This is a genomic window from Bradyrhizobium sp. WYCCWR15520, from assembly GCF_056174665.1.
Genome location: NZ_JBWBWM010000025.1, coordinates 1 through 24,027 on the forward strand (window position 1 = coordinate 1; position 24,027 = coordinate 24,027).

A 24,027-nucleotide genomic window follows, 5' to 3' on the forward strand; every position below is an offset into this window, starting at 1 on the left:
AAAGCTCACCCACGGTTGTAGCCGGAGGGGGAACGGGCGACATCGCCACGCGTCTTGGCCGGTGGCCACCGGCCAAGACGCTAAGTCGCTTCCATCGCACAAATCTTGGCCGTGCAGATACAAGGGGGTACAGGCCTCACCACGCACGCGACTCGCGGATAGAGCCCCTCACCCCAACCCTCTCCCCGTGAAGAACGGGGAGAGGGAGTCGACTGCACACCTCAGCAAAGTTGATCGCTTCCCTCCGCGCCTGTAGTAAGGGACCTCCGCAGCGTGCGTTCGCGATGCTCTCCTCTCCCACCACAACGGAAATCTCGCATGTCCGGCGACCTCACTATCCGCTTCGTTACCCGTCAGGACTACGCGCAATGGCTGCCGCTGTGGGACGGCTACAACGCCTTCTACGGCCGCTCGGGTCCGACCGCGCTGGCGCCCGAGATCACGGCGATGACCTGGGCCCGCTTCTTCGATGCCTACGAACCGGTGCATGCGCTGGTCGCCGAGAGCGGCGGCGAGCTGCTCGGGCTGACGCATTATCTGTTTCACCGCTCGACGACCATGATCGAGCCGAACTGCTATCTGCAGGATCTATTCACGAGCGCCGACGCGCGTGGCAAGGGCGTCGGCCGCGCGCTCATCAACGGCGTCTACGAACAGGCCAAGCTCGCCGGCGGATCGCGCGTCTATTGGCAGACGCACGAAACCAACCACACCGCGATGCAGCTTTACGACAAGGTGGCGGAGCGTTCCGGCTTCGTCGTTTACCGCAAGCTGTTCTAACTCGATCGAGCGGAGGACCGATGGAGATTTCTCACCGGGTGAGCGTATTTTTGTAGATCATGCCGTCCTTCATGATGATCTTGAAGTTTTTGGCGGCATCGGCAATCAGGCCGATGTTTTCCAGTGGATTGCCGTCGACAAGGACCAGATCGGCGAGCGCGCCCTGCTCCACGACACCGAGCTTTCCCGGATAGGGATTGCGCTTTCCGGACAGCGCCAGCAGTTCGGCGTTTGTCGATGTCGCCATGACCAGCACTTCAGCGGGCGTGTACCAACGGGCAAGCGAGGCCAGAATTGCCCCTTGTTGTTGCGCCAGCTCGCGGGAGAACAGCACATCGGTGCCCCACGCCGTCTTGATCTTGTACTTCTTCGCCAACTCGTAGGACCTGGCTATGCCGGGCCAGACCTCCTCCGCCTTGGCACGCTGGACGGAACCCTCGGGAAAGCCCAGCCTCAAGGCGTCGGGGAGCGGCTGCTGGCTGAGCCAAACGCCCTTCTCGGCGATCAGCTTGGCGGTAGCTTCGTCCATCAAGGTGCCGTGTTCGATGCATTTCACGCCAGCCGCTATAGCCCCCCGGATCGCATGCGGCGTAAAGGCATGCGCAGCAACGTACGTGCCCCAATTCTCAGCCGCTTCGACCGCGGCGCGCAGTTCGGGCTCGGTGAAGGTGGTGACGTCGATCGGACTGAAGGGTGACGACACTCCGCCGCCTGCCGTCAACTTGACTTGGGAGGCGCCCTGCATGAGCTGTTCGCGGACGCGCACGCGCACCTCGTCAGGGCTGTCCGCAACCACGGCGCCACCGATCTGCTCCATGCGGGTGAGCATGCCGCCGATCGTCCGCGGCAGATCGGTCAACTGGCGGAAATCCCCGTGCCCGCTCGTGACAGTGATCATGGCGCCGGACGGATAGATACGCGGTCCCTTGACGATGCCCTCATCAATGGCGCGCTTGAGACCGAACGCCGGCCCACCAACGTCACGAATGGTGGTGAAGCCGCGCATCAGAGTGTCTGTCGCTTCGTCGCCAGCCACGAGATTGTTGAAACCGACGTCACCGAACGCCTCTGCCGGGGTGGTGCGCGCCAGCATCGCGTGCCAATGATTGTCGATCAGACCCGGCATCAACGTGCGCCCGCCGCCTTCGATGACGCGTGTGTCGGCGCGCCGGTCAACCGCGATCTGCGCTCGGGAAATTGTTTCGATCAGGTTGCCGCGAACCAGCACGTTCGTTGGTTCTGACAACGATGTGCCCTTGCCGTCGAATATTCTGACATTGTTGAAGAGCGTGGTTGCGCCGTCGCCCTGCTGGGCTTGCGCCGCACCTGCCGAAAAAATTACCGCACAGACCTGAGCCGCCGATAAAAGGCGGAGATAGCCGGAGACCATTTGACCCTCCAAGCGCATTCGCCCTTGGTCATCCTAGCATAGGCGGTACAACCTGTATCGTTGCTTGCCGCCAGGCGTATCATTTGAATCTTTTTGAGACGCCTGAGATTCAAGAATTCGTTGTGCCGGAATTGTCAGAGCTGCCGAGCGTGGGTCGTGAACGGGTTAGCTGTCCTGGGAGTTGGCTGGCGACATCGAGCCTGTGGATAAGTCCCGGTGTCACGGCGGCGTAACAAAACGCGGCTAGCCTGCCCCTGCGTCTGATCAGGCCCCCCGTCTCAGATCACGCGCCCCCAGCGGTCCCCGTCAGTCGCCGCGTCTGACCGGGGCCGCATCTTTTTGTGCCGCATAGCTGCCAAGCGTGGGCGCCGGGGACACCGCTTCTTGCGAGGCGAAGTGGCACGGGCCACAATGCGTCCCCTCCCGCGACCATCCCACAGGATCGATCCATGCAAATTCGCAATCTCGGCGGCTCCGGCCTGCGCGTTTCCGCCGTCGGCCTCGGCTGCAACAACTTTGGCCAGCGCACCGATCTGGAGACCTCGCGCAAGGTGATCCACAAGGCGATCGACCTCGGCATCACCCTGTTCGACACCGCCGACATCTACGCCGGCATGGGCGGCTCTGAGACCGTGCTCGGCACGGTGCTGGGCGACCGCCGCAAGGACATCGTGCTGGCGACGAAGTACGCAAAACCGATGGCGACCGACGGCACCAAGCAGGGCGCCTCGCGCCGCTACATCATGTCCGCGGTCGAGGCCAGCCTGACGCGGCTGAAGACCGATTACATCGATCTCTACCAACAGCACGACTATGATCCCCTGACGCCGATGGAAGAGACCTTGCGCGCGCTCGACGATCTCGTGCGCCAGGGCAAGGTCCGCTACATCGGCAATTCGAACTTTCCGGCCTGGCGCATTGCGGAAGCCGAAATGCTGGCGCGGCAGATGAACGTCAGCCGCTTCGTCTCCTGCCAGGACGAATACAGCCTCCTGGTGCGCGGCATCGAAAACGATCTGCTGCCGGCAGCCACGGAATACAAGCTCGGCCTGTTGCCGTTCTTCCCGCTGGCGAGCGGGCTTCTTACCGGCAAATACAAGCGCGGCGCTGCTGCCCCCGCCGACACCCGCTTCGCCAAGGCACCCGCGCTGAAGGACCGCTACGTCACCGCGCGCAACGAGGACATCGTCGAACAGCTGCAGGCTTTCGCGCAAGCGCGCGGCCACACCATGCTCGAACTCGCCTTCTCCTGGCTCGCCCAGCGCCCGCAAGTCGCAAGCGTCATCGCCGGCGCCACCCGCGTCGAACAGGTCGAGCAGAACGTGAAGGCGATCGGCTGGACGCTGAGCGCGGAAGAGATGGCGGAAGTGGATCGGATCACGCAGTGAGCGGAAACGGCTCCCTCCGCTCCCTCTCCCCGTCCTTCACGGGGAGAGGGTCAGGGTGAGGGGCTCTTTCCACGAGTTCTGAACGACGTGAGACCTGTACCCCCTCACCCGGATTGCTCCGCAATCCGACCTCTCCCCGCAAGCGGGGCGAGGTTAAGGGGACCCGCTACGCTCTCTCGAAAGCTCAGTTTGAATTACTGTCAGAACGCCTTCGGTATTCCCAAGGACATCGTTGTTCCAAAAGCGAAGCACCTTGTAACCTTCCTCGGTCAAGCGGCGGTCGCGTATTGCATCGGCGGCTGATTCATTGTGCTGACCGCCGTCCACTTCAACTAGCAGACGTTTTTCACGGCAGACGAAATCGCATATGTAGCCGCTGATCGGTTGCTGCCTTGCGAACTTGTTTCCGTCGATCTGACGATTACGGATGCGATTCCAGAGGACCTTTTCAGCGTCCGTCTGATTGACACGCAGCCGTCTTGCGATTCGGATGGTCTTTTCATTGCGGCCACGCATTGCCTTGCCCCTCACCCGCCGCGCAAGTGCGCGGCGACCTCTCCCCGCAAAGGGCGGGGGAGAGGTTAGACCACCAGCCCCTGCATCGGCTTCACCGCAGCGCTGTCCGGAAACACATTCTCCGCCAGCACCTTTTCCGCCAGCCCGAACTGGTCCTTCAGCACGCCCTTCATCACCGCGCGCAGGTCTGTGGTCGGCGCGAGATCGCGGCCCTGGTAGAGGCTCGCCGGCTTCAGTCCCGGCCAGTCCGCGATCACCCGGCCGCCCTTCACCGCGCCGCCGGCGAGCAGCGCCACCGTGCCGGTGCCGTGATCCGTGCCCTGCGTGCCGTTGATGCGCGCGGTGCGGCCGAATTCGGTCGCGGCCACGATCACTGTGTCGCGCCAGCGCGGTCCCATCTCGGTTTCGAATTCCGCCAATGCGCCATCGAGGCCGCCGAGCAGTTGCGCCAGCCGCCCCACGGGTCCGCCTTCATTGGCATGGGTGTCCCAGCCGTCGAAGGCGAGCGCGCCGATCCGCGGACCGTTGTCGGCCCCCATCAACCGGGCGGCGCCGCGTGCCGCCAGCCGCATCGCCGCCACGCCGCCGGCGCCAGCGCCGGGTTTCGGCTTCATGTCGTCGCCATGCGCGGCCTTGTCGAGCGCGAGGCCCTGCTTCAGCGCTGATGCCAGTGCGGCATCGCGGTGCTGATAGAGCTCGACGAGCCGCATCGCGGTGTCCTCGCTGGCTTGCGGCACTACCAGCGGCGCCCAGCCGACGGTCGGCGCCGCGCCGCGCAGCACCAGCGGCGTGACCGGCCCGACCGCGAGCGCGCTTGTCACCCGCTCGCCTTTCGGCAGGCCTTCCAGCGCGCGGTTGAGCCAGCCGGACTGCACCCGGCCGGGGCCGGCAAAGCCGCTTTCGAGCACGTCCTGCCCGTCGAAATGCGAACGGTCGCGGTAGGGCGTTGCCACCGCGTGAATCACCGCGGCCTTCTTGTCGCGATACATTCGCGAAAATTCCGGCATCGCCGGATGCAGTGAAAAGAAATTGTCGAGCGGCAGCGCCGCGTTCGGCCCGCCTGGCGACAACGCGATCGCCCCATGCAGCCCGGCATAATCGGGGTCGCCGATCGGCGCGACGGTCGCGAGCCCGTCCAGCGCGCCGCGCAGAATGATGACCACGAGCCGCGGATCGCGGCCGTCGGCCGCGCGCGCGAATTTCGGCAAGTAGGCCCACGCCGCAAAGGAGGCGCCGCCGAGCAGCACGGCACGCCGCGACGTCACCGATGACCGCATGTCCTCGCAGCAATTCATGCTCGTTTCCATCGACATCATCTCCTCTGGAATTCCGGCGACATCAGCAGCAGCGCCAGCGCCTGCTGCCGCGACTCTGCCCGCTCGATGGTGCGCCGCGTCTCCACCGACGCGGTGTCGGCGGCGGCAAGTTCGAGCAGGTCGCGCGGATCGACGCCCTCGGCGAGTCTGGAAGCAATCTGCGTCGAGATATCGAGCCTGAGCTTCATGCCTTCCGGCGCCAGCCATGCGGCGTTGGTGTCGGCAAAACCGTTCGGCCCGGACGGCGACCATAGTGGCTGGCCCAGCATCCTCAGGCCGCCGAGATAGAGGTTCGGATTGTTCGGAATCTGCGCCAGCAGCCGGCCGGCCGCGATCAGGAATTCATAGGGCGAGCGGATCTTGGAAAGCGGCGTTTTCCAGGCCTCCTCGGAATCGACCAGCGCCAGTGCCAGCGCCTTCAGATCGCCGTCGGTTTTGGTGAAGACATCCGCCAGCCGCGCCACCAGCGCCGGCGGCGGTTCGTCGGATACAAAATGGCGCGCGAATTTTCCCGCAATGAATTTCGCGGTCGAGGGGTGGCGCGCGATATCCGCCAACACCGCCTCGCCCTGCGCGACGCCTTCGGCGTCGTAAGTTTTTCCCATCACCCGCTGCGCGCCCGGCTGGTGCGCATTGGCGTTGAACACGAACGTGCCGGGCGCGCCGAGCTGGCCCAGCCTCCCGGCAAAGGTCCAGCCCGTGATGATGTGTGCGAGCGCCGTCACGTCGTCCTGCGAATAGCCGCCGCCGACGCCGAGCGTATGCAGTTCCAGAATTTCGCGGGCGAGGTTTTCGTTCAGGCCGCGGTTGCGGTTCTTGCCGGCGCGCGAATCCGGGCCCAGCGATTGCTGATTATCGAGGAAGAACAGCATCGCCGGATGCTGCTCGACCGCCTTCAGCATGTCTGCGAAGCGCCCCAGCACATGCGGCCAGATCGCCTCGCGCTCGAACGAGCCGGCCCACATCTGCGCCAGCCCGCCCTTGGCCGCGGAAATGCAGAAATGATTCGACCAGAACACCACCAGCCGCTCGGCAAATCCGCCGTCGGCGATGACGGCGCGCTGCAGCCGCGCCAGCGCCTCAGTGCGAAAGGTTTTCTGGATAATGTTGAGCTCTGCGGTGCGCGGCGGCGACGGTTTTGGCGGTGCAGGCTGCATCGTCTCGACGCCCGCCGTCGTCGCATTTTCCGGCGGCTTCGCGGGCGGCTCCTTCGGCGCCATTTCCATCGCGATGCTGTTGAGCGAGAGGTTTCGCCGCTGGCCCTTGGCTTCCGGTGACTGCGGCGATGCGCCCTCGCCTGCTGCCGGCGGCGCGGCCGATTTGGCGGCCGCATCGCGCGCCCGTTGAACTTCGAACTGATAGTCGAACGCCGCCCTGCCGAGCGCCGGCGTCGACTGCAGTCCCGGCACTTCGAGCAGCGCGCCGTTGGGCCGGCCGAGTTCTGCCTTGACGAAGCCGCGCGGATCGGATGCCGCATTGAGAAAATCGCCCGAGGCCCCGCCACGCGCGCCGAAGCCGAAGCGATTGAGGGCAACGAGGGCGGCTTGCGAATCGCGGGCCATCGGATTTCCCTAGAATTCTTCCCGGCGTATAGTGGCGCAATATAACGTGCTTCGGCGTGAACCCGGGATTAATTCCGCGTCAGGATGCGGCCTCATTGATGACAAATCGCATGGAACATCAGCCATCCTCGCGCCGTCTCGCCTGCGCAAGCTGCGGCACCGAATTCGGCTGCAATCCGTCCGGGCCCTGCTGGTGCAGCGACGAGGCGTTCCGCATGCCGATGCCCGTCGACGGCAGCGATTGTTTCTGCCCGGACTGCCTGCGCAAACTCGCCAAACAGCGCGCCGGCGCGGGTGCGGCATGAACGGCAAATGGAATGTCGGCGCCGTCCTGCTCGACATGGACGGCACGCTGCTCGACACCGAGAAAGTCTATTTCGAGAGCCTCGTCGCGGCGCTCACGGCCGGCGGCTTCGCCGATGACGCGGTCACGCTGTGCCACGCCATGGTCGGCCTCCCCGGCCCGGCCTGCGAGGCGATGCTGCTCGACCGCTACGGCGCCGACTTTCCGCTCGCCGACATCAACCGCGCCTTCCTCGCCAACCGCGACCGGTTGATGGAGGTCGGCCTGCCGCTCAAGCCAGGCACGCTGGAATTGCTCGATGCGCTTGCCGCCGCCGATTGCCCGATGGCGATCGTGACCTCGTCATCGCGGCGCTCCGCCGAACGCAACCTTTCGCTCGGCGGCATCCGCGCGCGATTCGACACCGTCCTGACGCTCGACGACGTGACGCGCGGCAAGCCGAGCCCGGATTTGTATCTCCTCGCTGCGACACGCCTAGGCTTTCCACCGCAAGCCTGCATCGCCGTGGAAGATTCCAATCACGGCGTCGCCGCCTCCCATGCCGCCGGCGCGATCACCATCATGGTGCCGGACATGACGCCGCCGACGGAAGAGACCCGCGCGAAATGCGCGGCCGTGCTGCCGGATCTGAATGCGGTGCTGGCGATGCTGAGCGAGCGCGCCGGATTTGGACGACGCTCGTCGTAGCCGCCATTGCAAAAATGCGTAGGGTGGGCAAAGGCGCTCTTGCGCCGTGCCCACCATTTATCACCGCGCTTGTGATGGTGGGCACGCTTCGCTTTGCCCACCCTACGAAACTTGCGGCAACCGTCATTGCGAGGAGCTCGCGACAAAATTGCAGAGCAATTTTGCGCTGAAGCGACGAAGCAATCCATCGCGCCGCAAGCGGAGGCGTGGATTGCTTCGCTGAGCCTGTCATCGGGCGGCGCTTCGCGCCGACCCGTTGGCTCGCAATGACGCCGGAGGACCAGAGCTATTCCGCAGGCCCTGCGAATAACAGCAGATTCCCGTCCGGATCCTTCACGATGAAATTGCGCGCGCCCCAGGGCTCCCACCGCAGCGTCTGGAAGAACGTCACGCCTGCCGCCTGAAACGTGAGAAAGAGGTTTTTGATCTCCTCCGCACGCGCGACCGTGAGCGATGCAGCGAGCAATTGCTCGCGGTCGCGCAGCTCCGGATCGATCAATGGCGCCGCAACGCAGCGCAGGTTGATCCGCGCCCGTAACAGTGGTCAAGAGCGAGCCCGTCACGGGAAAAGGCTGTCAAGGCTGAGCGCGGCCTCGGCCTACTCGAGATATGCCGGCGACTGGCGCGCCTGCCGCAAGAACCGCGCGCTCCTCACTAGCGTCATGCCCGGGCTTGTCCCGGGCATCCACGTCTTTCTTTTCCATCATTCCCCGAAGACGTGGAAGGCCGTGACGAGCCCGGCCATGACGATGGATGCAGACATGCGAAACATCATTGCGATTGCGCGAGCCTTGTGCGCGAGCCTTGGCGTCGCGCAATCGCAGGAGCTCCTCAGACGAAGGCAGGCGCCGAACGCCTAGACCGTGGAAATGCCGTCGATCGGGCTGATATCACCGACGAACCGCAGCAGATCGGCCATCGTAAACTCACCAGGAGTCTTGGATGGCAGCGTCGGCTTCCAGTTCTTGCCCTTCAGCCACAGATACGACTGATGGTCGCCGTTGACGAGGCCGACGAATACTTCCGCTACGATCGTAGCGCCGACCGGCCCGAGCTTTTCGCCGCCGCCGCGCTGCTCCGCCTCCTTGAGGATGTAGTACCAGAGCGGAGTGTGCTCGTGCAGGCCGTGCTTCTTCGCCACGGCACCGTCCGTGCCCTTCGCGATCTCGGAGGGGGTGAGCGGATGTTTGATCTTCATCGCCCTGGCGACATCCTGTCCCGATGGCAGCCCGAGCATGACGCCGCGTTTGAGGTTGCGGAACGGCAGGCTGCCGCCGCCGCCCGGCAGATTGTGCAGCTGGGGAATCAGGAACGGATCGATCTTCCGCGAGGGATTGAGCCGCACATCGGGGGGATTGGTCGCCAGCACTTCGTAGTAGCGGCGCCAGTCGATGATCCAGTTGCTGGAGAGCACCGGTATAGGCAGCGGCGGCTGCACCGGATCAGGCGCGAGATCGCCGATGATTCCGCCCGACAGGCCGGTGAACCTGAACAGCAGGTCAAGCGAGGCGGGAATGCCGCCGCCCGGCGTGAACTTGCGATTGTGGCTGTAGATCTCGCGGACCATGCTGTGGCCGAACCGGTACGCCGCCGCAGAGAACTCGATCGGCATATAGGGCGTCTTCCTGAAGCGGTAGAAGCGGCGTCCCTGATCGAGGATCTTGGCGACAATCCCCTTCTCGGTGATGCGCTCCACGAAATCATGCAGCACCATCCATTGGTAGTGCCAGGTCACCGTCTGGCGCGCCTGGGCAAACAGTTCACCGGCCGGCACCCCTGATGCGGCAAGGTGGTCGCACACCTTGTTGTGAAACTTCAGCATCGCCAGGTGCGTCTGGGCAACCACGAGATTTTCGTCATTGCGATGGTCGCCGATCAACGCAAAACCTTCCGGATTGCGCGGCAGGTCGTTGCGCGGCGTGATGGTTATATCGTCGACACTGATGGTCTTGCCGAGCAACAGTTTCGGCCCCGGCGTCTTGCCGTTGGCCTCGCCGGGATTGCGCGCGTAAAGCTGGCGGCTGCCGTCCGGACCAAGACCATAGACACTGTCGAGATCGAGCGCCGGCGTGCGGAAGTTCTCGATCCCCAGCGGATCGGCTACCTTGTCGCCGAGCGAGGTGAGATCGAGCGTGATGTCGTGATCGACAAACTGGCCGAGATAGGTGAACCCGGCCGGGACCTTGGTGTTGTTGCCGGCGGCGTCACCCGGATTGGCGTCCTTCATCGCGTCGGCAAGCTCCTTCAGCGGAGCGTCGTCGACAGCGAGCGGTTCGAGATTCGGAAACATCCGTCCGAACATGCCGGGATCGTCATGCCCGGAAAGTGAATCAAGAAATTGTCGGGTCGGTTGACGGCCGGCCGTGCCATGGCCGGGCTGGACATTCACTTGAGTTGCCATCACTTCCTCCAATCAAAAAATGTTGGGAGAAGAGGGGTACCGGTGTGTCGCGGTGTCAGGTCGATAAAGGTTCAGGTAAATTAGCTCGATACCCCTCGAGAGGGTTCAATCAGCAAAACCCATCCGCAGATTGTGACCAATCGGAGCGTGGTGCCAGCGGTTTATTTTTCGATTTGTGTGAGCAACTTCACTGACGTGGCGCGATGTCGAACTCTTTGCGCAACTCGGCTTCGGTGTAAGAGCACACACCGCCATCGAGATCCCGCACCAGCCACTCCTCCAGATACACGATCTGCGTCCCGCTTTGCCTTTCATGTCGAAGCTCGAGGTGCCCGTCCTCGGTTCGCTGCAGCGAGCAAGTGGATTGTACCCAGTTCGGCCATTCGTGCAGCGGCTGTCCGGTGAACTGCCAGGCGATCAACGCCACGTTGGTCGGGCGCGGCTTCAACTTCAGTGTGGTGTCCACAATCGTCTCCGAAAGAATGGTTCCTGCAGTTTGACAACGCCCGGGCCCGGCAAAAGTTGGGCGTTCAGGGGGCAATTCTCGCCCCGATTCGCCGATATTGCCTATGCGTCTTTGGGATGGATATCCGGTGAATCCCCGGCCTATCGGGCCGGGAAAGGACACGCGGGCCGGGGCTCCGCATGTCCATGGCGGCATTCGCCGCGCGCCCCTGCTTATTGCACCACCGCCGCGGTCTGGCCGAACAGGAATCTTCGCTCCTCCTCGGTGCGGTTCACCGGCTGGCCGAAATTCGGATTGACCTCTTTCGCCTTGGCGTAGGCGCGCTCGGTCGCGGGCCGCGCGCGGATGGTTTCCAGCCAGCGCTTCAGGTGCGGGAAGTCGTCGATGTTCTGGTCCTGGTTCTTGTACGGCACGATCCAGGGATAGCTCGCCATATCAGCGATCGAATAATCGCCGGCGATGAATTCACGATCCGACAGGCGCTTGTTCAGCACGCCGTAGAGCCGGTTGGTCTCGTTCACGTAGCGGTCGATGGCGTATTTGATTTTCTCGACCGCGTAGTTTCTGAAGTGATGGTTCTGTCCGGCCATCGGCCCGAGCCCGCCCATCTGCCAGAACGTCCACTGGATCGCGTCATAGCGGCCATAGAGGTCGGCGGGCAGGAACTTTCCGGTCTTCTCGGCGAGATACAGCAGCATCGCACCGGACTCGAAGACCGAGACTGGCTTTCCGCCGCCCTTCGGCTCGTGATCGACCATTGCCGGAATCCGGTTGTTCGGCGCAATCGCCAGAAACTCCGGCTTGAACTGCTCGCCCTTTCCGATGTTGACCGGAAAGATCTTGTAGGGAAGCCCGGTCTCTTCGAGGAACATCGTGATCTTGTGGCCGTTCGGCGTGGTCCAATAATGAAGGTCGATCATGCGGCGATCCTACCGTGCGTTGTTTTCGCAAGAAAGATGCGACTGCATGAATTTGGGTAGATCGCAAGCGAGAGTCAATGGCCGTTACACAGCGGCGCGCCAATAGTAGCGCTGCTGCCTTCAAAATTGAGTGAAGCTCATTGAGGCGACGCTAGCCGTTTTTCCCCTTGCCCGGCAGCTTGTCGATCAGTTTCTCGATAAGGCCCTTCATATCGTTGTACTCGCTGAGCGCCTCCATCGAAGTCGTCTTTTCATTCTTCTTGATCAGAAAATTGCGCTCCGTTGCGGCAAGCGATTTCATAATTTCCCGCTTGGAAATGGCATCGCCAAAGGACTGAGCGAGTTGCACTCCCATCATCTTCATCTCGAGATTAGTGATCTCGTTCTTGTTATGCTTCAGATCACGTTCGTTTGCTACGTAGAGCCGAAGAAAGAAGAAACCGACAAACTGCAAGAGCAGGCCCACAGCGAAACGAGGCAAATAATATTGCGCAGCCCAAGCAAGAACGTTGAAGTTCTGCGTATCGTTCATCTGCCGGAAGAATGCAGCAACCAGCGGCCAGGCAAGAACCGCTAGAGCAATTATGCTGAAAAGAATTCCAATTATTAGGTTCCGACGACTGATCGAATCAATGCGAACCGCCTCATCCAGCAAGCGTTGCCGTCCAACTTGAAAGAGCGCATTGGGGTCGGAAATGTCCGTCGGCGCCGGCTCGTCCTTCAGTGCGGCAAGTTGCTCTCTCAACTGTTTTATGGTTCGCCGCAGCCCCCTACCATCGGTTCGGTAGCTGACGGCTAGGTCGCCAATGTCCGCCGAAATTGTGGTGCCGCCAACTCGGTGAGAAATTTGCCGAGCATACAATTTTGATTCCCGCTGAAGCCCAACAATAACATTTCGGAATGTTAGACTGATCAACAAGGCGACCGCAGCACCTATCAGAAAAGCGAAGAACCCTGGCGCATCCTCGAGAATTCTATCAACCACCGCATGGAGGCGTGTCGGCTCCATTGCTCGCATAAAATATAGTGCTACTGCCAGAAGGCCGCTTAAGAAGAGCAGCATCACAGCACCGAAAGCCACTATTCTGCGACCAGCATTTCTCCCAACGCCGAGAAACCTGGCGACTGCATCAATGATTTCCTGCATCGGCACACCTCACACACAGGATATCAGCGAAAAGTTGTCGTACGCTCCGAACGAATTTCCTGCTTTTGCGCTACTTGCAGTGACCGCGACACGCACGCCGCCCGCAACCGGCTGACGCGCAGCATAGCCGCGATCGACCCTTCCGATATCATCAGCCGCGAAGGACGCCTCGTGCCTTCGATCGCAGGGCGAGGCGCGATCCATCCGGCTCAGGCGTGCAGCCAGAATGCGCTTTCGGCGAACTGATCGCCTTTCCACCAGTTGAGCATACCGGTGCCGCGGCGGAAATTCCTGGCTCCGGCCTGGCTTTGCAGCGGCTTGGTGACTTCGCCCGCGGCGTTACGCGTCGCACGATCGTCATTGGTTTCCGGCACCACGGCGACGATATGGCCCGATTTGCCGTCCTGCTTCCGGCGCGCCACGATCAGGCCGACCGCGCCGATATTCGCCTCCTGCTGCAGCTTGGTCAGCGTACTGGTCTGACGCCAGCCGAAGCGCGGCCCGAAGTCGCGCAGCCAGCGGAACAGGGCGTTGGCGCGCATCTCCATGATGGTGTTGTCGATCAGCGGCTCGACCTTTTCGCCTCGCGCCAGGCGCTCGATGGCGCCGGGCGTCCACCACACCCGCGGCAGGTACACGCCAGCCAGGATACAGTAGTCGTGCGCATAGATGTTGCAGAAGGTCAGGCCGTTGCGCGGCTTGTAGCGCTTGTGCGCCGCCTTGTCGGAAGCGAGATAGTCGATGATCGCGTTAAGGCTGCTCCGCAGTTCCTCGGGAGTCTGGCCCTTGCGGGTCGGCATGTCGGGCTCGTTGAGCGAATGGGCGCCCGCGATCTTCGTCCGCCTGGTGATCAGGCCCCGCCGGCGCGGCATGATGACTTCGACGATGCCGCTCACGGGCGCGTCCATCATCAGCGCCACCGCCGGGATCTCGGTCACGTCGGCCGCCGCCGGAGCAAGGAATTCCGCCGAGGCGAAGCCGCGGATATGCGCGCCGGCCAGGCTGGTTTCGATCTCGATGAACTTCTTCACCGGGGTGCCTGTGACGGCACGCACCGCATGACCGTCCGGCAGTTGCGCGATCACATTCCTGGTCGCCGGCGAACTGATCTTCGGCTCGCGGCGCACGCGTAACGGAGTGAGCTGCGTCTTGACCACGAGGAGCGGCCCTGTGGCCTCGACCGGCGTCGGCGGCGGCACGATGGCGCTGTTGGGCGGCGGGGGTGGCAATACCGACGAGCCGCCCGGCACCGGGACGGTGTGCGCCATGCGGATGAAGTCGAAAATATGCTCGCCGTAGAATTTATGGCCGTCGAAATGGCCCTGCTTGAGGCCCTTTCTCGGGATGAAGTTGCCGGTGTTGTAGGCGATCGCGACCGCCGTCAGCTGCATGTCTGACAGCGACGGCTTGTTGAGCAGGCCGATCTTCTTCGCCTTGTCGGTTAGTTCGCCGATGCACTTGCCGAGCGTTTCGCTGAACTTCTCGTAGCGCTTCTCGAGAAAATAGTCCGGATCTTCCTTGAAGAATTGCAGATCGAGCTGGAACATGCCGAAGCCGCGGCAGAACTTGTTCGGGTTCGACACCGGGAATCCCGGAATGAGCTGTCCCATCTCCACCAACGCCTGGCGGGCGATGGCGAACATCTTGTCGCCTCTCGGGACCGACAGCAAGTGAGCCTTGTTCCTCGGAAATGCCTTGCGGCCCTTGTTGGGCGGCTTGAAATCGATCGTGTCGCCGACGCAAAGCGCGAGGATGCGGTCCAGTGTCAGGTTCGGCTTCCTGCGCAGGATCGGCCAGACATCGCCGGTCTCCTGACAGGCCAGCGCGACCAAGAGATCCAGCGTGAACGGCGTTCCCGCGACCGCGCGTTCGACTTCAGCGTGAAAATTCTCCTTGAACCATTTCATATCCGCAATATTCGGCATGACAAACTCCCTTGCCTCGCGCCGGCGCAATATTTGGTCAGGTGCAATTACTGATTGCAAAGATCGCAATGGCTCCCCGCAACCTTACGATGTCAAACTGAATAGGCGATCGGAGGGCGGCCGCATGTTGCCGCGCCCACATTCACGAAAACTTGTGTGACCGGCAGTTCTCGGGAATCAGCGGCCGCGCCGGTTGTCGCGCAAGAACTGCTCGCCGCGCGGGGTAATCGCAATCCGCACGCCCTCGCCTGCCACCGGCTGGCGCGCGACATAGCCGCGATCGACCGCGTCCTCCCAGATCGTCAGGCGTGGGCATGAGGTGCGCCAGGTCTCGATCACCTCGGAATAAAGCCTCGGCTCGCGCGCGATCCATTCGACGAGATCGAGAACCAGGGGATCGGTCGTCTCGCGCATCAGCGCCTCCGCGTCAGAAGCGGTCCAACTCAAAACGCCAGCGCACTGTTGCGCGTGAACAGCAGCCAGCCGCCGTACAGGATGTAATAGCCGGCCACCGTCGTGATCAGCCGGTTGGCCCAGGTGCGAAACTGCGCATCGCTCATCGCTTCCAGGATGCGCCGCGCCAGCGTGGTGCCGAGCATCGAGGCGGCAATGGCAACCGCTGCCAGCACCGGATCGAGGGTTGCCGCCTGGTCGACGATGCCGCCGAAATAGATCAGTTTGGTAAGATGGCTCGCGACCTGGCAGGTCGCCTTGGTGGCGACCACCTCGCGGCGGCCGAAATTGCCGCCGAGAAAGAACGTGTCCATCAAGGGACCGGAGACGCCGGTCATCAGCATCAGCCCCATGCAGATGAAGCCGTAGAACGACCCCTGCGCAATGCTGTCGGGGTTGGGCTTCAGATTCTTCGGCATCAGCCGCGCCATGAACGGCGTCGCCCCGAGCAGCAACAATGCAATGGGCTTGTCCGGCACGTAGCGGGCGAGCGACCAGAGGCCGAGCGCGAGCGCGCAGCCGATCAGATAGACGAACACCGGCCGCCAGCGGATATGCGCCCGCCACAGGAACGCGCGCCAGCCGTTGGACGCCATCTGCGTGATCGCATGCAGCACCATCGCGGTGGGCAGCGGCATCAGCACCAGCAGCACGCCGATCAGGATCATCCCGCCGGCCATGCCGAACAGCCCCGACAGAAACGCCGTCGCGACCATCAGGGCACCGAGGGCTGCAATCATCAGCGGCGTCACGCGAAGTCTCCTGCGCAGGCTGGGCCCGATCTTGAAAACGCGTTGCCCCTTCTCCCTCTCCCCGCCTCTTGCGGGGAGAGGGTCGGGGTGAGGGGCTGTCTCCGCGAACTCGCTCACAGTTGGACTCGCGGAAGCAGCCCCTCACCCGGCGCTACGCGCCGACCTCTCCCCGCGAAGAGCGAGGCGAGGTTGAAACCGGCCGCACCGATTCAACCCAGGCTCTTACTCCCATTCTTGTGCCTCGCTTGTCGCGCCTGCGCAAACTGAGTTATCTTGCTCTGGCATCAGTTTTCCTGAGGGTTATGTGCGGCGGCTGCTCTTTCTCAACGGCATCAAGGCGTTCGAAGCGGCGGCGCGCAGCGGCAGCTTCGCCGCGGCCGGCGCCGAGCTCAACGTATCAGCCGCGGCGGTCAGCCGGATGGTGCATCTGCTGGAGGAGCGGCTTGGGGTGGCGCTGTTCGAGCGCAAGGCCAACCGCCTCGTCACCACGGCGGCCGGCCGCGCCTACCAGAGCGGGCTGACACCGATCTTCGATGCGCTGGCGAGCCTGACCGCGCAGGTGACGGCGCCCTCAAGCGTGCGCGTGCTGACCATCGGCGTCGGGCCGACCTTTGCGATGAGATGGCTGATCCCGCGGCTGGCGGACTTCCGCAAGGAAGAACCCGATATTGACGTCCGCATCACCACCGGCGGCGCCGCGGTGCCGTTCGGCGAGGACTGGAGCTGTGGCATCAAGCTCGGCGGCGGCGAATGGCCCGGCCTGATCGCCGAGCCCCTGTTCGCCGCCGACCTGCTGCCGGTCTGCGCGCCGCGGCTGGCCAACGCGCTCAAGCGCCCATCCGACCTGAAGGGGCCGACCCTGCTGCGGGTGGCCCATTCGCCCGACGACTGGCCGGCATGGCTCGAGGCCGCCGGCACCGCCCGCATCACCGCCCGCGGGCCGGAATTCGAGTTTTACGGCCAGGCGCTGCAGGCCGCGGTCGATGGGCTCGGCGTCGCCATGGGCATCCGGCCCTATATCGACGACGACCTCGCCGCCGGCCGGCTAATCGCCCCCTTTGCGTTAAGTGTGCCGAAAGGCATGCGCTGGTATCTGGTCTATCGGGGGTTCAGCACAGGGCAGCGCGATTTCGCCGCGTTCCGGCGCTGGGTTATCCGTGCGGCGGCAGAACCCGCCACGCGCCGCAGGGGCCAGAGACATGCCGGATGAAACCATAAAGACGCTCGTCATCGGCGGCGGCCAGGCCGGGCTGGTGATGAGCCACCGCCTCAAGCAGCGCGGGCTTGCGCATCTGGTGGTCGAGCGCCACCGCATCGCCGAACGCTGGCGCAGCGAACGCTGGGACGGGTTGAAATTCCAGTTTCCCAACTGGTCGGTGCGGCTGCCGGAGTTTCCGTTTCCGCACAGTGATCCCGACGGGTTTTCGGACACTGCCGACATCATCCGATTCATCGAGGCCTATGCCGCTTTCGTCGCGCCGCCGATCCGCTGCGGCGTCGAGGTGACGCGACTGTCGCAGCGCGAGGACGGGCGCTTTCTCGCCGAGACCACGGACGGCACGATCGAGGCGCGCAATGTCGTCGTCGCCACCGGTCCCTATCAGCGCAATGTCATCCCGGACCTGCTGCGCGATCTGCCGGTGTTTCAGGTTCACGCCTCCGCCTACAAGAATCCCGAACAGCTTCCGCCGGGTGCGGTGCTGGTGGCCGGCGCCGGCGCGTCCGGTGCGCAGATCGCCGAGGAATTGCTCGAGGCCGGCCGTCGCGTCTATCTCTCGGTCGGCCGGCACCGCCGCCTGCCGCGCCGCTACCGCGGCCGCGACCTGATCTGGTGGCTCGCCGAAATGCAGTTCGACCAGATCACGCCGGAGGAGCGCGGGCCCGCGCGCCTCGGCCCGGTGATTTCCGGCGCCTATGGCGGCCGCAGCATCGATTTCCGCGACTTCGCCGCCCGCGGCATGATCCTCGTCGGCCATCTCGACAGCGCCGTTGGCAGCGTGATCGAGATCGCGCCGGGCCTCGACAAGGCGCTGCACGAAGGCGACATCGCCTACACCACCTTCCTCGACACCGTCGATGAATATGTCAAACGGCGCCACCTCGACTTGCCGGAAGAGACCGGCGCCCGCGCCACGCTTCCCGACCCGCCCAGCGTCACCGCGCCGCTCACTCGTCTCGACCTTACCGCCGAAGGCATCTCCTCGATCATCTGGGCCACCGGCTACGGCGTCGATTTCAGCTGGATCGATATCCCGGTAACGGATGCACGCGGCGAGGCGGTTCACCGCAATGGCATCTCTCCGGTGCCCGGCCTGTATTTCCTCGGCCTGCAATGGCTCTCGAAGATGAACTCCTCGTTCCTGTCAGGCGTCGGCGACGACGCCGCGGTGCTGGCGGATCACATTCTGGGATACCGGTGAATCCAACCTCTCCCCGCCTGCGGGAGAGGGAGTGGACCGCCGCATCCGGGGAACTCACCGAAAAACGCCATCGCATGTGAACCCCTTCACATCTCATCTCGCCGCGCCGTGCTGTTGTCGCGCCATGGGCAATTCCGGGGGTCGCACCATGATCTATGGCGGCTTTGAAATACAGTCGTTCGAGGCAGGGAGAGGGCTATGGCACGCCAGGATTCAACGGGCCGATCAGGAACCGGTGGTGATCGATGGCATGGCGTTTCCGACCCTCGAAGTCGGTTTCGCGTGGTCGGATCCGGAAGCGGCGATCGCGGATGCGAAGGCCCATATCGACCGCTTCGGCCCGCGGTTCGCCGTGCGCCCGGCAACGCCGGCGGAAAGCCGGACCTAACCCTGGTCGGCCGACTGGCCGTCCCCACTGCCGAGCAGACGCTGCAGGCGACGCCGGTGCTCTCGACCTGTCCGGATTGCAACGCGCCGCTCTCCGTGCTGCGCATCATCCCCGGCCGCGCCGGCGCCGAATACTGGACCATGCGCTGCACGCGCTGCGGCGGGATCCATCTGGATATCATCAAGGCGGCGTCGGTCAGAAAAGACACCAAAGACACCAACGACGTGCTCGTTTGAGATTGCGCGGTTCCTGATCTTGCTGACATCTGCTGACAGGCGGAAGCGCACGCTTTTGCGCGGCCGTTTGCCCTTTTCTCGCTGGCTGACTCGTCCCATATTCGCCGCATGGCGAAGAAACCCGACACTCCCAAAAAGCCCGGCAAATCCCCGAAATCCAAGGCGCACCGGCCGGACGTTCAGCCGATCGGGCCGGCGCTGGCGGAACTGCTCAATCCCGCGCTCAACCGCGGCGATGCCGGCATGGGCTCGGGGACCGGCCTGCAGCCGCCGCCCGACAATTCCTGGGACCGCCGCGCCGGCGGCGAGGCGGCAGCGCATCGCGCGCGGGCCTCGACCAAGGGGACGAGCGACGACGTCGCGAAACGCGATGCCACGCAAGGCCTCGAAGAAGCCCCGCAAGCCAACTACGGCACCTCGGCGACCATCCCCACGCTCGACCCCGAACTCGCCCGCCAGCTCGGCCTGCCCACCGCGGAAGACGACGACGAAGCCTTCGCCCGCCCGCCGCGCAACAAGATGGAAGCGCTCGGCGTCAAGGCCACCGCCGACGCGCTGGAAAACCTGATCCGCGACGGCCGTCCGGAATTCCGCAAGGACGACGGCTCGATGAAGGTGTGGACGCCGCACCGGCCGCCGCGCCCGGAGAAATCCGAAGGCGGCGTGCGCTTCGAGATCAAGTCCGAATATCAGCCGAAGGGCGACCAGCCGACCGCGATCGCCGAACTGGTCGAGGGCATCAACCGCAACGACCGCACCCAAGTACTGCTGGGCGTCACCGGCTCGGGCAAGACCTACACCATGGCCAAGGTGATCGAGGCGACACAGCGCCCCGCCATCATCCTGGCGCCGAACAAGACGCTGGCGGCCCAGCTCTATGGCGAGTTCAAGAACTTCTTCCCCGACAACGCGGTCGAGTACTTTGTCTCGTACTACGACTACTACCAGCCCGAAGCCTACGTCCCGCGCACCGACACCTACATCGAAAAAGATTCCTCGATCAACGAGCAGATCGACCGCATGCGCCACTCGGCGACGCGTGCGCTCTTGGAGCGCGACGACGTCATCATCGTCGCCTCCGTGTCCTGCATCTACGGTATCGGCTCGGTCGAGACCTACACCGCGATGACGTTTGCGCTGAAGAAGGGCGAGCGCATCGACCAGCGGCAATTGATCGCCGATCTCGTGGCGCTGCAGTACAAGCGCACACAAGCCGACTTTACCCGCGGCACATTTCGCGTACGCGGCGACGTCATCGACATCTTCCCGGCGCACTATGAGGACCGCGCCTGGCGCGTGAACCTGTTCGGCGACACCGTGGAAAATATAGAAGAATTCGATCCGCTCACCGGCCACAAGCAGGACGATCTCGAATTCATCAAGATCTACGCCAACTCGCACTATGTGACGCCGCGCCCGACGCTGGTGCAGGCGATCAAGTCGATCAAGTCCGAGCTGAAACAGCGGCTCGATGAACTCAACAACCAGGGCCGCCTGCTGGAAGCGCAGCGGCTGGAGCAGCGCACCACCTTCGACCTCGAAATGATGGAAGCGACCGGTAGCTGCGCCGGCATCGAAAACTATTCGCGTTACCTCACCGGACGTCGCCCCGGCGAGCCGCCGCCGACGCTGTTCGAATACGTGCCCGACAACGCGCTGGTGTTCGCCGACGAAAGCCACGTCACCGTGCCGCAGATCGGCGGCATGTTCCGCGGCGACTTCCGCCGCAAGGCGACGCTCGCCGAATACGGTTTCCGCCTGCCCTCCTGCATGGACAACCGTCCGCTGCGGTTCGAGGAATGGGACATGATGCGCCCGCAATCGATCGCGGTCTCCGCGACGCCGAGCGGCTGGGAGCTGAACGAAAGCGGCGGCGTGTTCGTCGAGCAGGTGATCCGCCCGACCGGCCTGATCGATCCGCCGGTCGATATTCGCCCCGCCCGCACCCAGGTCGACGACCTCGTCGGCGAAGTCCGCGCCACCGCAGCGGCCGGCTATCGCTCGCTGATAACAGTGCTGACCAAACGCATGGCGGAGGACCTCACCGAATATCTGCACGAGCAGGGCATCCGCGTTCGCTACATGCACAGCGATATCGACACGATTGAGCGCATCGAGATCATCCGCGACCTCCGCCTCGGCGCCTTCGACGCGCTGGTCGGCATCAACCTCTTGCGCGAGGGCCTCGACATTCCCGAATGCGCATTGGTCGCGATCCTCGACGCCGACAAGGAAGGTTTTCTGCGCAGCGAGACCTCGTTGATCCAGACCATCGGCCGCGCCGCGCGCAACGTCGACGGCAAGGTGATCCTCTATGCCGACCAGATGACCGGCTCGATGGAGCGCGCCATTGCCGAGACCAACCGCCGCCGCGAAAAGCAGGTCGAGTACAATGAGGCCAACGGCATCACGCCGGAGAGCGTGAAGAAGTCGATCGGCGACATCCTCAACTCCGTCTACGAGCGCGACCACGTGCTGGTCGAAATCGGCGACGGCGGCATGGCGGACGACGTCATCAGCATCGGCCACAATTTCGAGGCGGTGCTCAACGATCTCGAAACCAGAATGCGCGAAGCCGCCGCCGATCTAAATTTCGAGGAAGCGGCAAGACTCCGCGACGAAGTCAAACGCCTCCGCGCCACGGAATTGGCTGTCGTCGACGACCCCACCGCCAAGCAGCGGAATGTGCAGAAACAGGCCGGCGCGTATGCGGGAACGAAGAAGTATGGCGAATCCGCGAACTTGCCGGTGAGCGCGATGAAGAAGAAAGGCGTGCAGGCCGCCCTAAAATCCAGCCGCAGCGGCGCGCCCTCCTCCCCGAGTCCCACCACCTCCAAAGTCCACAAACCCCACCTGGACGAAATGCACGGCCCGGAATCCCTGCCCTATCGCCCCGACGCCACCAAGCCGCGCAAGCCGGAGCTCGGCGGCGGCAGCAAGATCTTCCAGCCGACCGACTCGCGACAGTCAGGGCCGGAGTTCGGCCCGGCGCCGCGGTCGAGCGGCGGCGCGCCTGGGCATCGGGGCGGGTGGAAGAAGCGGTAGCCGCCTCTCTCGTCAACAGCCGTCATTGCGAGCCAACGGGTCGCGCGAATGCGCGCCCGATGACAGGCTCCGCGAAGCAATCCATCTCACCACACGTGGAAGCATGGATTGCTTCAGCACGGTCGATACATCTGCTGCAGCGGCCTTCCGCTCAGAAAGATGGTGTGAGGACTGAGACCGCCCCTGCGAGCGATCCAGCGGCGCACCGGTGTCGGATAGGTCGAGTACAGCATCACGGTTGCTTCGGGATCGGTGAAGGCACGACCATTGGGGCCGAAATTCCAGGCCGCATGGAAGCCGAGCGTCGCGCGCGAGGTTACGCAGATCCTGTCGTGAGGGAGCGCGCTGAGCACCATGGTGCATGCCGAGGCGCACAGACCGTCGATGATCACGGATTCGCCCGATGAGGCCAGGCGCTGATACTTGACGATGTAAGTCGCGATCCGACCGCCTCGATCATTCGTGATGCGTACTGCGGAACTTGCCTCTGACACATTTAGCATCAGCAGAATTGCCGCGAGGAATCCGGTCACATACTTCATGTCCCACCCCTGGGTTCGAGCAAATCGATTTGGATCGCTTTGCGTGATGCGCGAAGCTGCGACAGGCTTGTTCAAGTTCGTGGCATTGTCTGGGCGCAACGCGCCGACAGCAACGGTTCCCTCGCTGCAACCCGTGAGAACTGAACCGCACCTGGAACGAAAAAAATACCGCAAAGACGCCGCGCTGCTCCGGTTCGTCAATGCTGCTGACGGTAGTTCCCCGGAGTTGCTGTTCCACCAAACCCAGTCTGGGATGCGGCAGTCACTGCATCCACTTCGAGTCAGGACAACCACCGCCCCTGCATTCGCATCGTACATTGGTTGGAGATGATCATGCGCAGCATAGCCCTGGTGATTGCATTCGTGATCTCGTTGACCGTGCCGGCTTCGGCTCAGAAGGCCGAGATTGAAGCAATCAACACCAAATTCATGGAGTACTTCAACAAGGGCGACTTCTCCGGGATTGCGTCGCTCTACACCACTGATGCGACTGCATTGCCGCCCGATTCTGCGATGGTGCAGGGCCGGCCAGCCATCGAGGTAATGTGGAAAGGCATGGCGGAACAGGTTGGCGATCCGAAGCTCACAACCGTCGACGTCAAGCCGCTTGGTCCTTCGGCGGCACGCGAGATCGGCACGTTCGTCCTGAAGACCAAGGGAGCGACACCGCAGGAAGTGACCGGAAAGTATGTTGTTGTCTGGGAAAAGGTCGGAAACGACTGGAAGCTTGCCACCGACATATGGAACGCGGGCAAGTAGGATCGCTCGGGCCCGCTTCGCGCAATGGACGGCTGTGCATTTCGTGTTCGGCACGCGCCAGGCGCGGGCAGACCGTCGAAGATCGACGCCTTCCATTCCTCCCTGGAGCCTCAGCGTTACAGCTCGTCGAGAGCGGCCCAGTGCGGCACATGATCCGCAAGCTTGTCGAGGAGCCGTTCGAACTCCCTGCGCTCGGCTCGCGTCAGGCAAGCCAGCATCGCCTGCTCCCGCTCGCGCAAAGCCGGGATGTATTGCGCGTAAAGCGCCCGGCCGGCCGGCGTCATGAACAATAGCTGCCGGCGATTGTCTGACCTGTCGGCATCGCGGCGCAACAGCTTCTTCTTCTCCAGCGCAATGATCCCGCGGCTGATATTGGCCTTGAGGTGGCCCGAGAACTCGCAGATGTCGCTCGCGGTGACGCCCTCGCGGAAATTCAGGAAGATCAGGGTGACGATCTCCGGCCGGGTCAGGCCAAGCTCCATCTCGATCTTCCGAAACGACGGCTCCCGGTAGAAGTTCAGCACATAGCCCATCTTGTAGGCGATCTTGATCTCGGTGCCGCCACGCACGGCGGCGATCCCGTTTGCCTCCCGTTCCTGCGCCATTCGCGCGGACGCGCTGCCCCTGCCG

At 63.5% G+C, this 24,027-nt stretch carries 24 protein-coding genes; 10 read left to right on the forward strand and 14 right to left on the reverse strand.

Going from position 1 to position 24,027, the window contains the following annotated elements:
* Positions 1–318 precede the first annotated feature (318 nt).
* Entirely contained in the window at positions 319–780 is a 462-nt protein-coding gene (locus AC0QUY_RS26600; RefSeq protein WP_475389184.1) for an N-acetyltransferase family protein, read from the forward strand.
* A 31-nt stretch (positions 781–811) separates the two neighbouring features.
* On the opposite strand, the gene AC0QUY_RS26605 is transcribed toward AC0QUY_RS26600, so the two are convergent.
* The gene (locus AC0QUY_RS26605) at positions 812–2,170 is read right to left on the reverse strand and encodes a metal-dependent hydrolase family protein (protein WP_475389186.1); all 1,359 of its coding nucleotides are present in this window, start codon (positions 2,168–2,170) and stop codon (positions 812–814) included.
* Between the two features lie 449 nt (positions 2,171–2,619).
* Here AC0QUY_RS26605 and AC0QUY_RS26610 point away from each other — a divergent pair, with 449 nt between their 5' ends.
* The gene (locus AC0QUY_RS26610; protein ID WP_475389187.1) at positions 2,620–3,558 is read left to right on the forward strand and encodes an aldo/keto reductase; all 939 of its coding nucleotides are present in this window, start codon (positions 2,620–2,622) and stop codon (positions 3,556–3,558) included.
* A 153-nt stretch (positions 3,559–3,711) separates the two neighbouring features.
* On the opposite strand, the gene AC0QUY_RS26615 is transcribed toward AC0QUY_RS26610, so the two are convergent.
* The 3 genes from AC0QUY_RS26615 to AC0QUY_RS26625 form a co-directional block, all read right to left on the reverse strand.
* Positions 3,712–4,074, reverse strand: coding sequence for an endonuclease domain-containing protein (locus AC0QUY_RS26615; protein ID WP_475389189.1), 363 nt, complete (start codon positions 4,072–4,074; stop codon positions 3,712–3,714).
* Between the two features lie 65 nt (positions 4,075–4,139).
* Complete coding sequence (locus AC0QUY_RS26620) at positions 4,140–5,387, reverse strand: DUF1501 domain-containing protein (protein ID WP_475389190.1); 1,248 nt, start codon at positions 5,385–5,387, stop codon at positions 4,140–4,142.
* On the reverse strand, positions 5,387–6,952 hold the full coding sequence (locus AC0QUY_RS26625; protein WP_475389191.1) for a DUF1800 domain-containing protein: 1,566 nt from the start codon (positions 6,950–6,952) through the stop codon (positions 5,387–5,389). The genes AC0QUY_RS26620 and AC0QUY_RS26625 overlap by 1 nt, the downstream gene beginning before the upstream one ends.
* A 110-nt stretch (positions 6,953–7,062) precedes the next feature.
* Here AC0QUY_RS26625 and AC0QUY_RS26630 point away from each other — a divergent pair, with 110 nt between their 5' ends.
* Both AC0QUY_RS26630 and AC0QUY_RS26635 read left to right on the forward strand, forming a co-directional pair.
* Positions 7,063–7,257, forward strand: a complete 195-nt coding sequence (locus AC0QUY_RS26630) for a cysteine-rich CWC family protein (RefSeq protein ID WP_475389193.1) — start codon at positions 7,063–7,065, stop codon at positions 7,255–7,257.
* The gene (locus AC0QUY_RS26635) at positions 7,254–7,943 is read left to right on the forward strand and encodes an HAD family hydrolase (RefSeq protein WP_475389194.1); all 690 of its coding nucleotides are present in this window, start codon (positions 7,254–7,256) and stop codon (positions 7,941–7,943) included. The genes AC0QUY_RS26630 and AC0QUY_RS26635 overlap by 4 nt, the downstream gene beginning before the upstream one ends.
* A 286-nt stretch (positions 7,944–8,229) precedes the next feature.
* On the opposite strand, the gene AC0QUY_RS26640 is transcribed toward AC0QUY_RS26635, so the two are convergent.
* The 8 genes from AC0QUY_RS26640 to AC0QUY_RS26675 all read right to left on the reverse strand — a co-directional run bounded on the left by AC0QUY_RS26640 (position 8,230) and on the right by AC0QUY_RS26675 (position 16,007).
* Positions 8,230–8,442 carry a VOC family protein gene (locus tag AC0QUY_RS26640; RefSeq protein ID WP_475389196.1) on the reverse strand — a complete coding sequence of 71 codons (213 nt, stop codon included), beginning with the start codon at positions 8,440–8,442 and terminating at the stop codon, positions 8,230–8,232.
* A 357-nt stretch (positions 8,443–8,799) separates the two neighbouring features.
* A complete protein-coding gene (locus tag AC0QUY_RS26645; RefSeq protein WP_475389198.1) occupies positions 8,800–10,344 on the reverse strand; it encodes a peroxidase family protein in 1,545 nt (514 codons plus the stop codon).
* A 187-nt stretch (positions 10,345–10,531) separates the two neighbouring features.
* The gene (locus AC0QUY_RS26650; protein WP_475389199.1) at positions 10,532–10,810 is read right to left on the reverse strand and encodes a hypothetical protein; all 279 of its coding nucleotides are present in this window, start codon (positions 10,808–10,810) and stop codon (positions 10,532–10,534) included.
* A gap of 212 nt (positions 10,811–11,022) precedes the next feature.
* The gene (locus AC0QUY_RS26655) at positions 11,023–11,730 is read right to left on the reverse strand and encodes a glutathione binding-like protein (RefSeq protein WP_475389200.1); all 708 of its coding nucleotides are present in this window, start codon (positions 11,728–11,730) and stop codon (positions 11,023–11,025) included.
* A 151-nt stretch (positions 11,731–11,881) separates the two neighbouring features.
* Positions 11,882–12,877 (reverse strand): hypothetical protein, encoded by a 996-nt coding sequence (locus tag AC0QUY_RS26660; RefSeq protein ID WP_475389202.1) that lies wholly within the window; start codon positions 12,875–12,877, stop codon positions 11,882–11,884.
* 209 nt (positions 12,878–13,086) lie between these two features.
* The gene (locus AC0QUY_RS26665; RefSeq protein ID WP_475389203.1) at positions 13,087–14,802 is read right to left on the reverse strand and encodes a hypothetical protein; all 1,716 of its coding nucleotides are present in this window, start codon (positions 14,800–14,802) and stop codon (positions 13,087–13,089) included.
* A 177-nt stretch (positions 14,803–14,979) separates the two neighbouring features.
* Positions 14,980–15,216: a hypothetical protein gene (locus AC0QUY_RS26670; protein ID WP_161849684.1), complete on the reverse strand. Its 237-nt coding sequence runs from the start codon at positions 15,214–15,216 to the stop codon at positions 14,980–14,982.
* A 29-nt stretch (positions 15,217–15,245) separates the two neighbouring features.
* Complete coding sequence (locus tag AC0QUY_RS26675; protein WP_475389205.1) at positions 15,246–16,007, reverse strand: TSUP family transporter; 762 nt, start codon at positions 16,005–16,007, stop codon at positions 15,246–15,248.
* Between the two features lie 304 nt (positions 16,008–16,311).
* Between AC0QUY_RS26675 and AC0QUY_RS26680 the strand changes: the two genes are divergently transcribed.
* The 5 genes from AC0QUY_RS26680 (at position 16,312) to uvrB (ending at position 22,096) form a co-directional block, all read left to right on the forward strand.
* Entirely contained in the window at positions 16,312–17,217 is a 906-nt protein-coding gene (locus AC0QUY_RS26680; protein WP_475389206.1) for a LysR substrate-binding domain-containing protein, read from the forward strand.
* Complete coding sequence (locus tag AC0QUY_RS26685; RefSeq protein WP_475389208.1) at positions 17,207–18,427, forward strand: NAD(P)-binding domain-containing protein; 1,221 nt, start codon at positions 17,207–17,209, stop codon at positions 18,425–18,427. The genes AC0QUY_RS26680 and AC0QUY_RS26685 overlap by 11 nt, the downstream gene beginning before the upstream one ends.
* A 148-nt stretch (positions 18,428–18,575) precedes the next feature.
* Complete coding sequence (locus AC0QUY_RS26690; RefSeq protein WP_161849688.1) at positions 18,576–18,815, forward strand: hypothetical protein; 240 nt, start codon at positions 18,576–18,578, stop codon at positions 18,813–18,815.
* A 2-nt stretch (positions 18,816–18,817) separates the two neighbouring features.
* Complete coding sequence (locus AC0QUY_RS26695) at positions 18,818–19,051, forward strand: hypothetical protein (protein WP_475389308.1); 234 nt, start codon at positions 18,818–18,820, stop codon at positions 19,049–19,051.
* Between the two features lie 108 nt (positions 19,052–19,159).
* The gene (uvrB, locus tag AC0QUY_RS26700; RefSeq protein ID WP_475389210.1) at positions 19,160–22,096 is read left to right on the forward strand and encodes an excinuclease ABC subunit UvrB; all 2,937 of its coding nucleotides are present in this window, start codon (positions 19,160–19,162) and stop codon (positions 22,094–22,096) included.
* 113 nt (positions 22,097–22,209) lie between these two features.
* Here the strand turns inward: uvrB and AC0QUY_RS26705 are convergent, their stop codons facing one another.
* Entirely contained in the window at positions 22,210–22,638 is a 429-nt protein-coding gene (locus AC0QUY_RS26705) for a hypothetical protein (RefSeq protein ID WP_475389211.1), read from the reverse strand.
* 333 nt (positions 22,639–22,971) lie between these two features.
* Between AC0QUY_RS26705 and AC0QUY_RS26710 the strand changes: the two genes are divergently transcribed.
* Positions 22,972–23,397: a YybH family protein gene (locus AC0QUY_RS26710; RefSeq protein WP_161849692.1), complete on the forward strand. Its 426-nt coding sequence runs from the start codon at positions 22,972–22,974 to the stop codon at positions 23,395–23,397.
* Between the two features lie 116 nt (positions 23,398–23,513).
* Here AC0QUY_RS26710 and AC0QUY_RS26715 read toward each other — a convergent pair whose 3' ends face one another.
* A complete protein-coding gene (locus AC0QUY_RS26715; RefSeq protein WP_475389212.1) occupies positions 23,514–24,002 on the reverse strand; it encodes a MarR family winged helix-turn-helix transcriptional regulator in 489 nt (162 codons plus the stop codon).
* Positions 24,003–24,027: the final 25 nt, after the last annotated feature.

Excerpts from the sequence above, each read along its gene's own strand:
- AC0QUY_RS26625 (WP_475389191.1), bottom strand. The coding sequence starts at position 6,952 with ATGGCCCGCGATTCGCAAGCCGCCCTCGTTGCCCTCAATCGCTTCGGC.
- AC0QUY_RS26610 (WP_475389187.1), top strand. The coding sequence starts at position 2,620 with ATGCAAATTCGCAATCTCGGCGGCTCCGGCCTGCGCGTTTCCGCCGTC.
- AC0QUY_RS26600 (WP_475389184.1), top strand. The coding sequence starts at position 319 with ATGTCCGGCGACCTCACTATCCGCTTCGTTACCCGTCAGGACTACGCG.
- AC0QUY_RS26635 (WP_475389194.1), top strand. The coding sequence starts at position 7,254 with ATGAACGGCAAATGGAATGTCGGCGCCGTCCTGCTCGACATGGACGGC.
- AC0QUY_RS26630 (WP_475389193.1), top strand. The coding sequence starts at position 7,063 with ATGGAACATCAGCCATCCTCGCGCCGTCTCGCCTGCGCAAGCTGCGGC.
- AC0QUY_RS26705 (WP_475389211.1), bottom strand. The coding sequence starts at position 22,638 with ATGAAGTATGTGACCGGATTCCTCGCGGCAATTCTGCTGATGCTAAAT.
- AC0QUY_RS26665 (WP_475389203.1), bottom strand. The coding sequence starts at position 14,802 with ATGCCGAATATTGCGGATATGAAATGGTTCAAGGAGAATTTTCACGCT.
- uvrB (WP_475389210.1), top strand. The coding sequence starts at position 19,160 with ATGGCGAAGAAACCCGACACTCCCAAAAAGCCCGGCAAATCCCCGAAA.
- AC0QUY_RS26615 (WP_475389189.1), bottom strand. The coding sequence starts at position 4,074 with ATGCGTGGCCGCAATGAAAAGACCATCCGAATCGCAAGACGGCTGCGT.
- AC0QUY_RS26710 (WP_161849692.1), top strand. The coding sequence starts at position 22,972 with ATGCGCAGCATAGCCCTGGTGATTGCATTCGTGATCTCGTTGACCGTG.
- AC0QUY_RS26645 (WP_475389198.1), bottom strand. The coding sequence starts at position 10,344 with ATGGCAACTCAAGTGAATGTCCAGCCCGGCCATGGCACGGCCGGCCGT.
- AC0QUY_RS26655 (WP_475389200.1), bottom strand. The coding sequence starts at position 11,730 with ATGATCGACCTTCATTATTGGACCACGCCGAACGGCCACAAGATCACG.
- AC0QUY_RS26660 (WP_475389202.1), bottom strand. The coding sequence starts at position 12,877 with ATGCAGGAAATCATTGATGCAGTCGCCAGGTTTCTCGGCGTTGGGAGA.
- AC0QUY_RS26605 (WP_475389186.1), bottom strand. The coding sequence starts at position 2,170 with ATGGTCTCCGGCTATCTCCGCCTTTTATCGGCGGCTCAGGTCTGTGCG.
- AC0QUY_RS26685 (WP_475389208.1), top strand. The coding sequence starts at position 17,207 with ATGCCGGATGAAACCATAAAGACGCTCGTCATCGGCGGCGGCCAGGCC.
- AC0QUY_RS26690 (WP_161849688.1), top strand. The coding sequence starts at position 18,576 with ATGATCTATGGCGGCTTTGAAATACAGTCGTTCGAGGCAGGGAGAGGG.
- AC0QUY_RS26670 (WP_161849684.1), bottom strand. The coding sequence starts at position 15,216 with ATGCGCGAGACGACCGATCCCCTGGTTCTCGATCTCGTCGAATGGATC.
- AC0QUY_RS26715 (WP_475389212.1), bottom strand. The coding sequence starts at position 24,002 with ATGGCGCAGGAACGGGAGGCAAACGGGATCGCCGCCGTGCGTGGCGGC.
- AC0QUY_RS26620 (WP_475389190.1), bottom strand. The coding sequence starts at position 5,387 with ATGTCGATGGAAACGAGCATGAATTGCTGCGAGGACATGCGGTCATCG.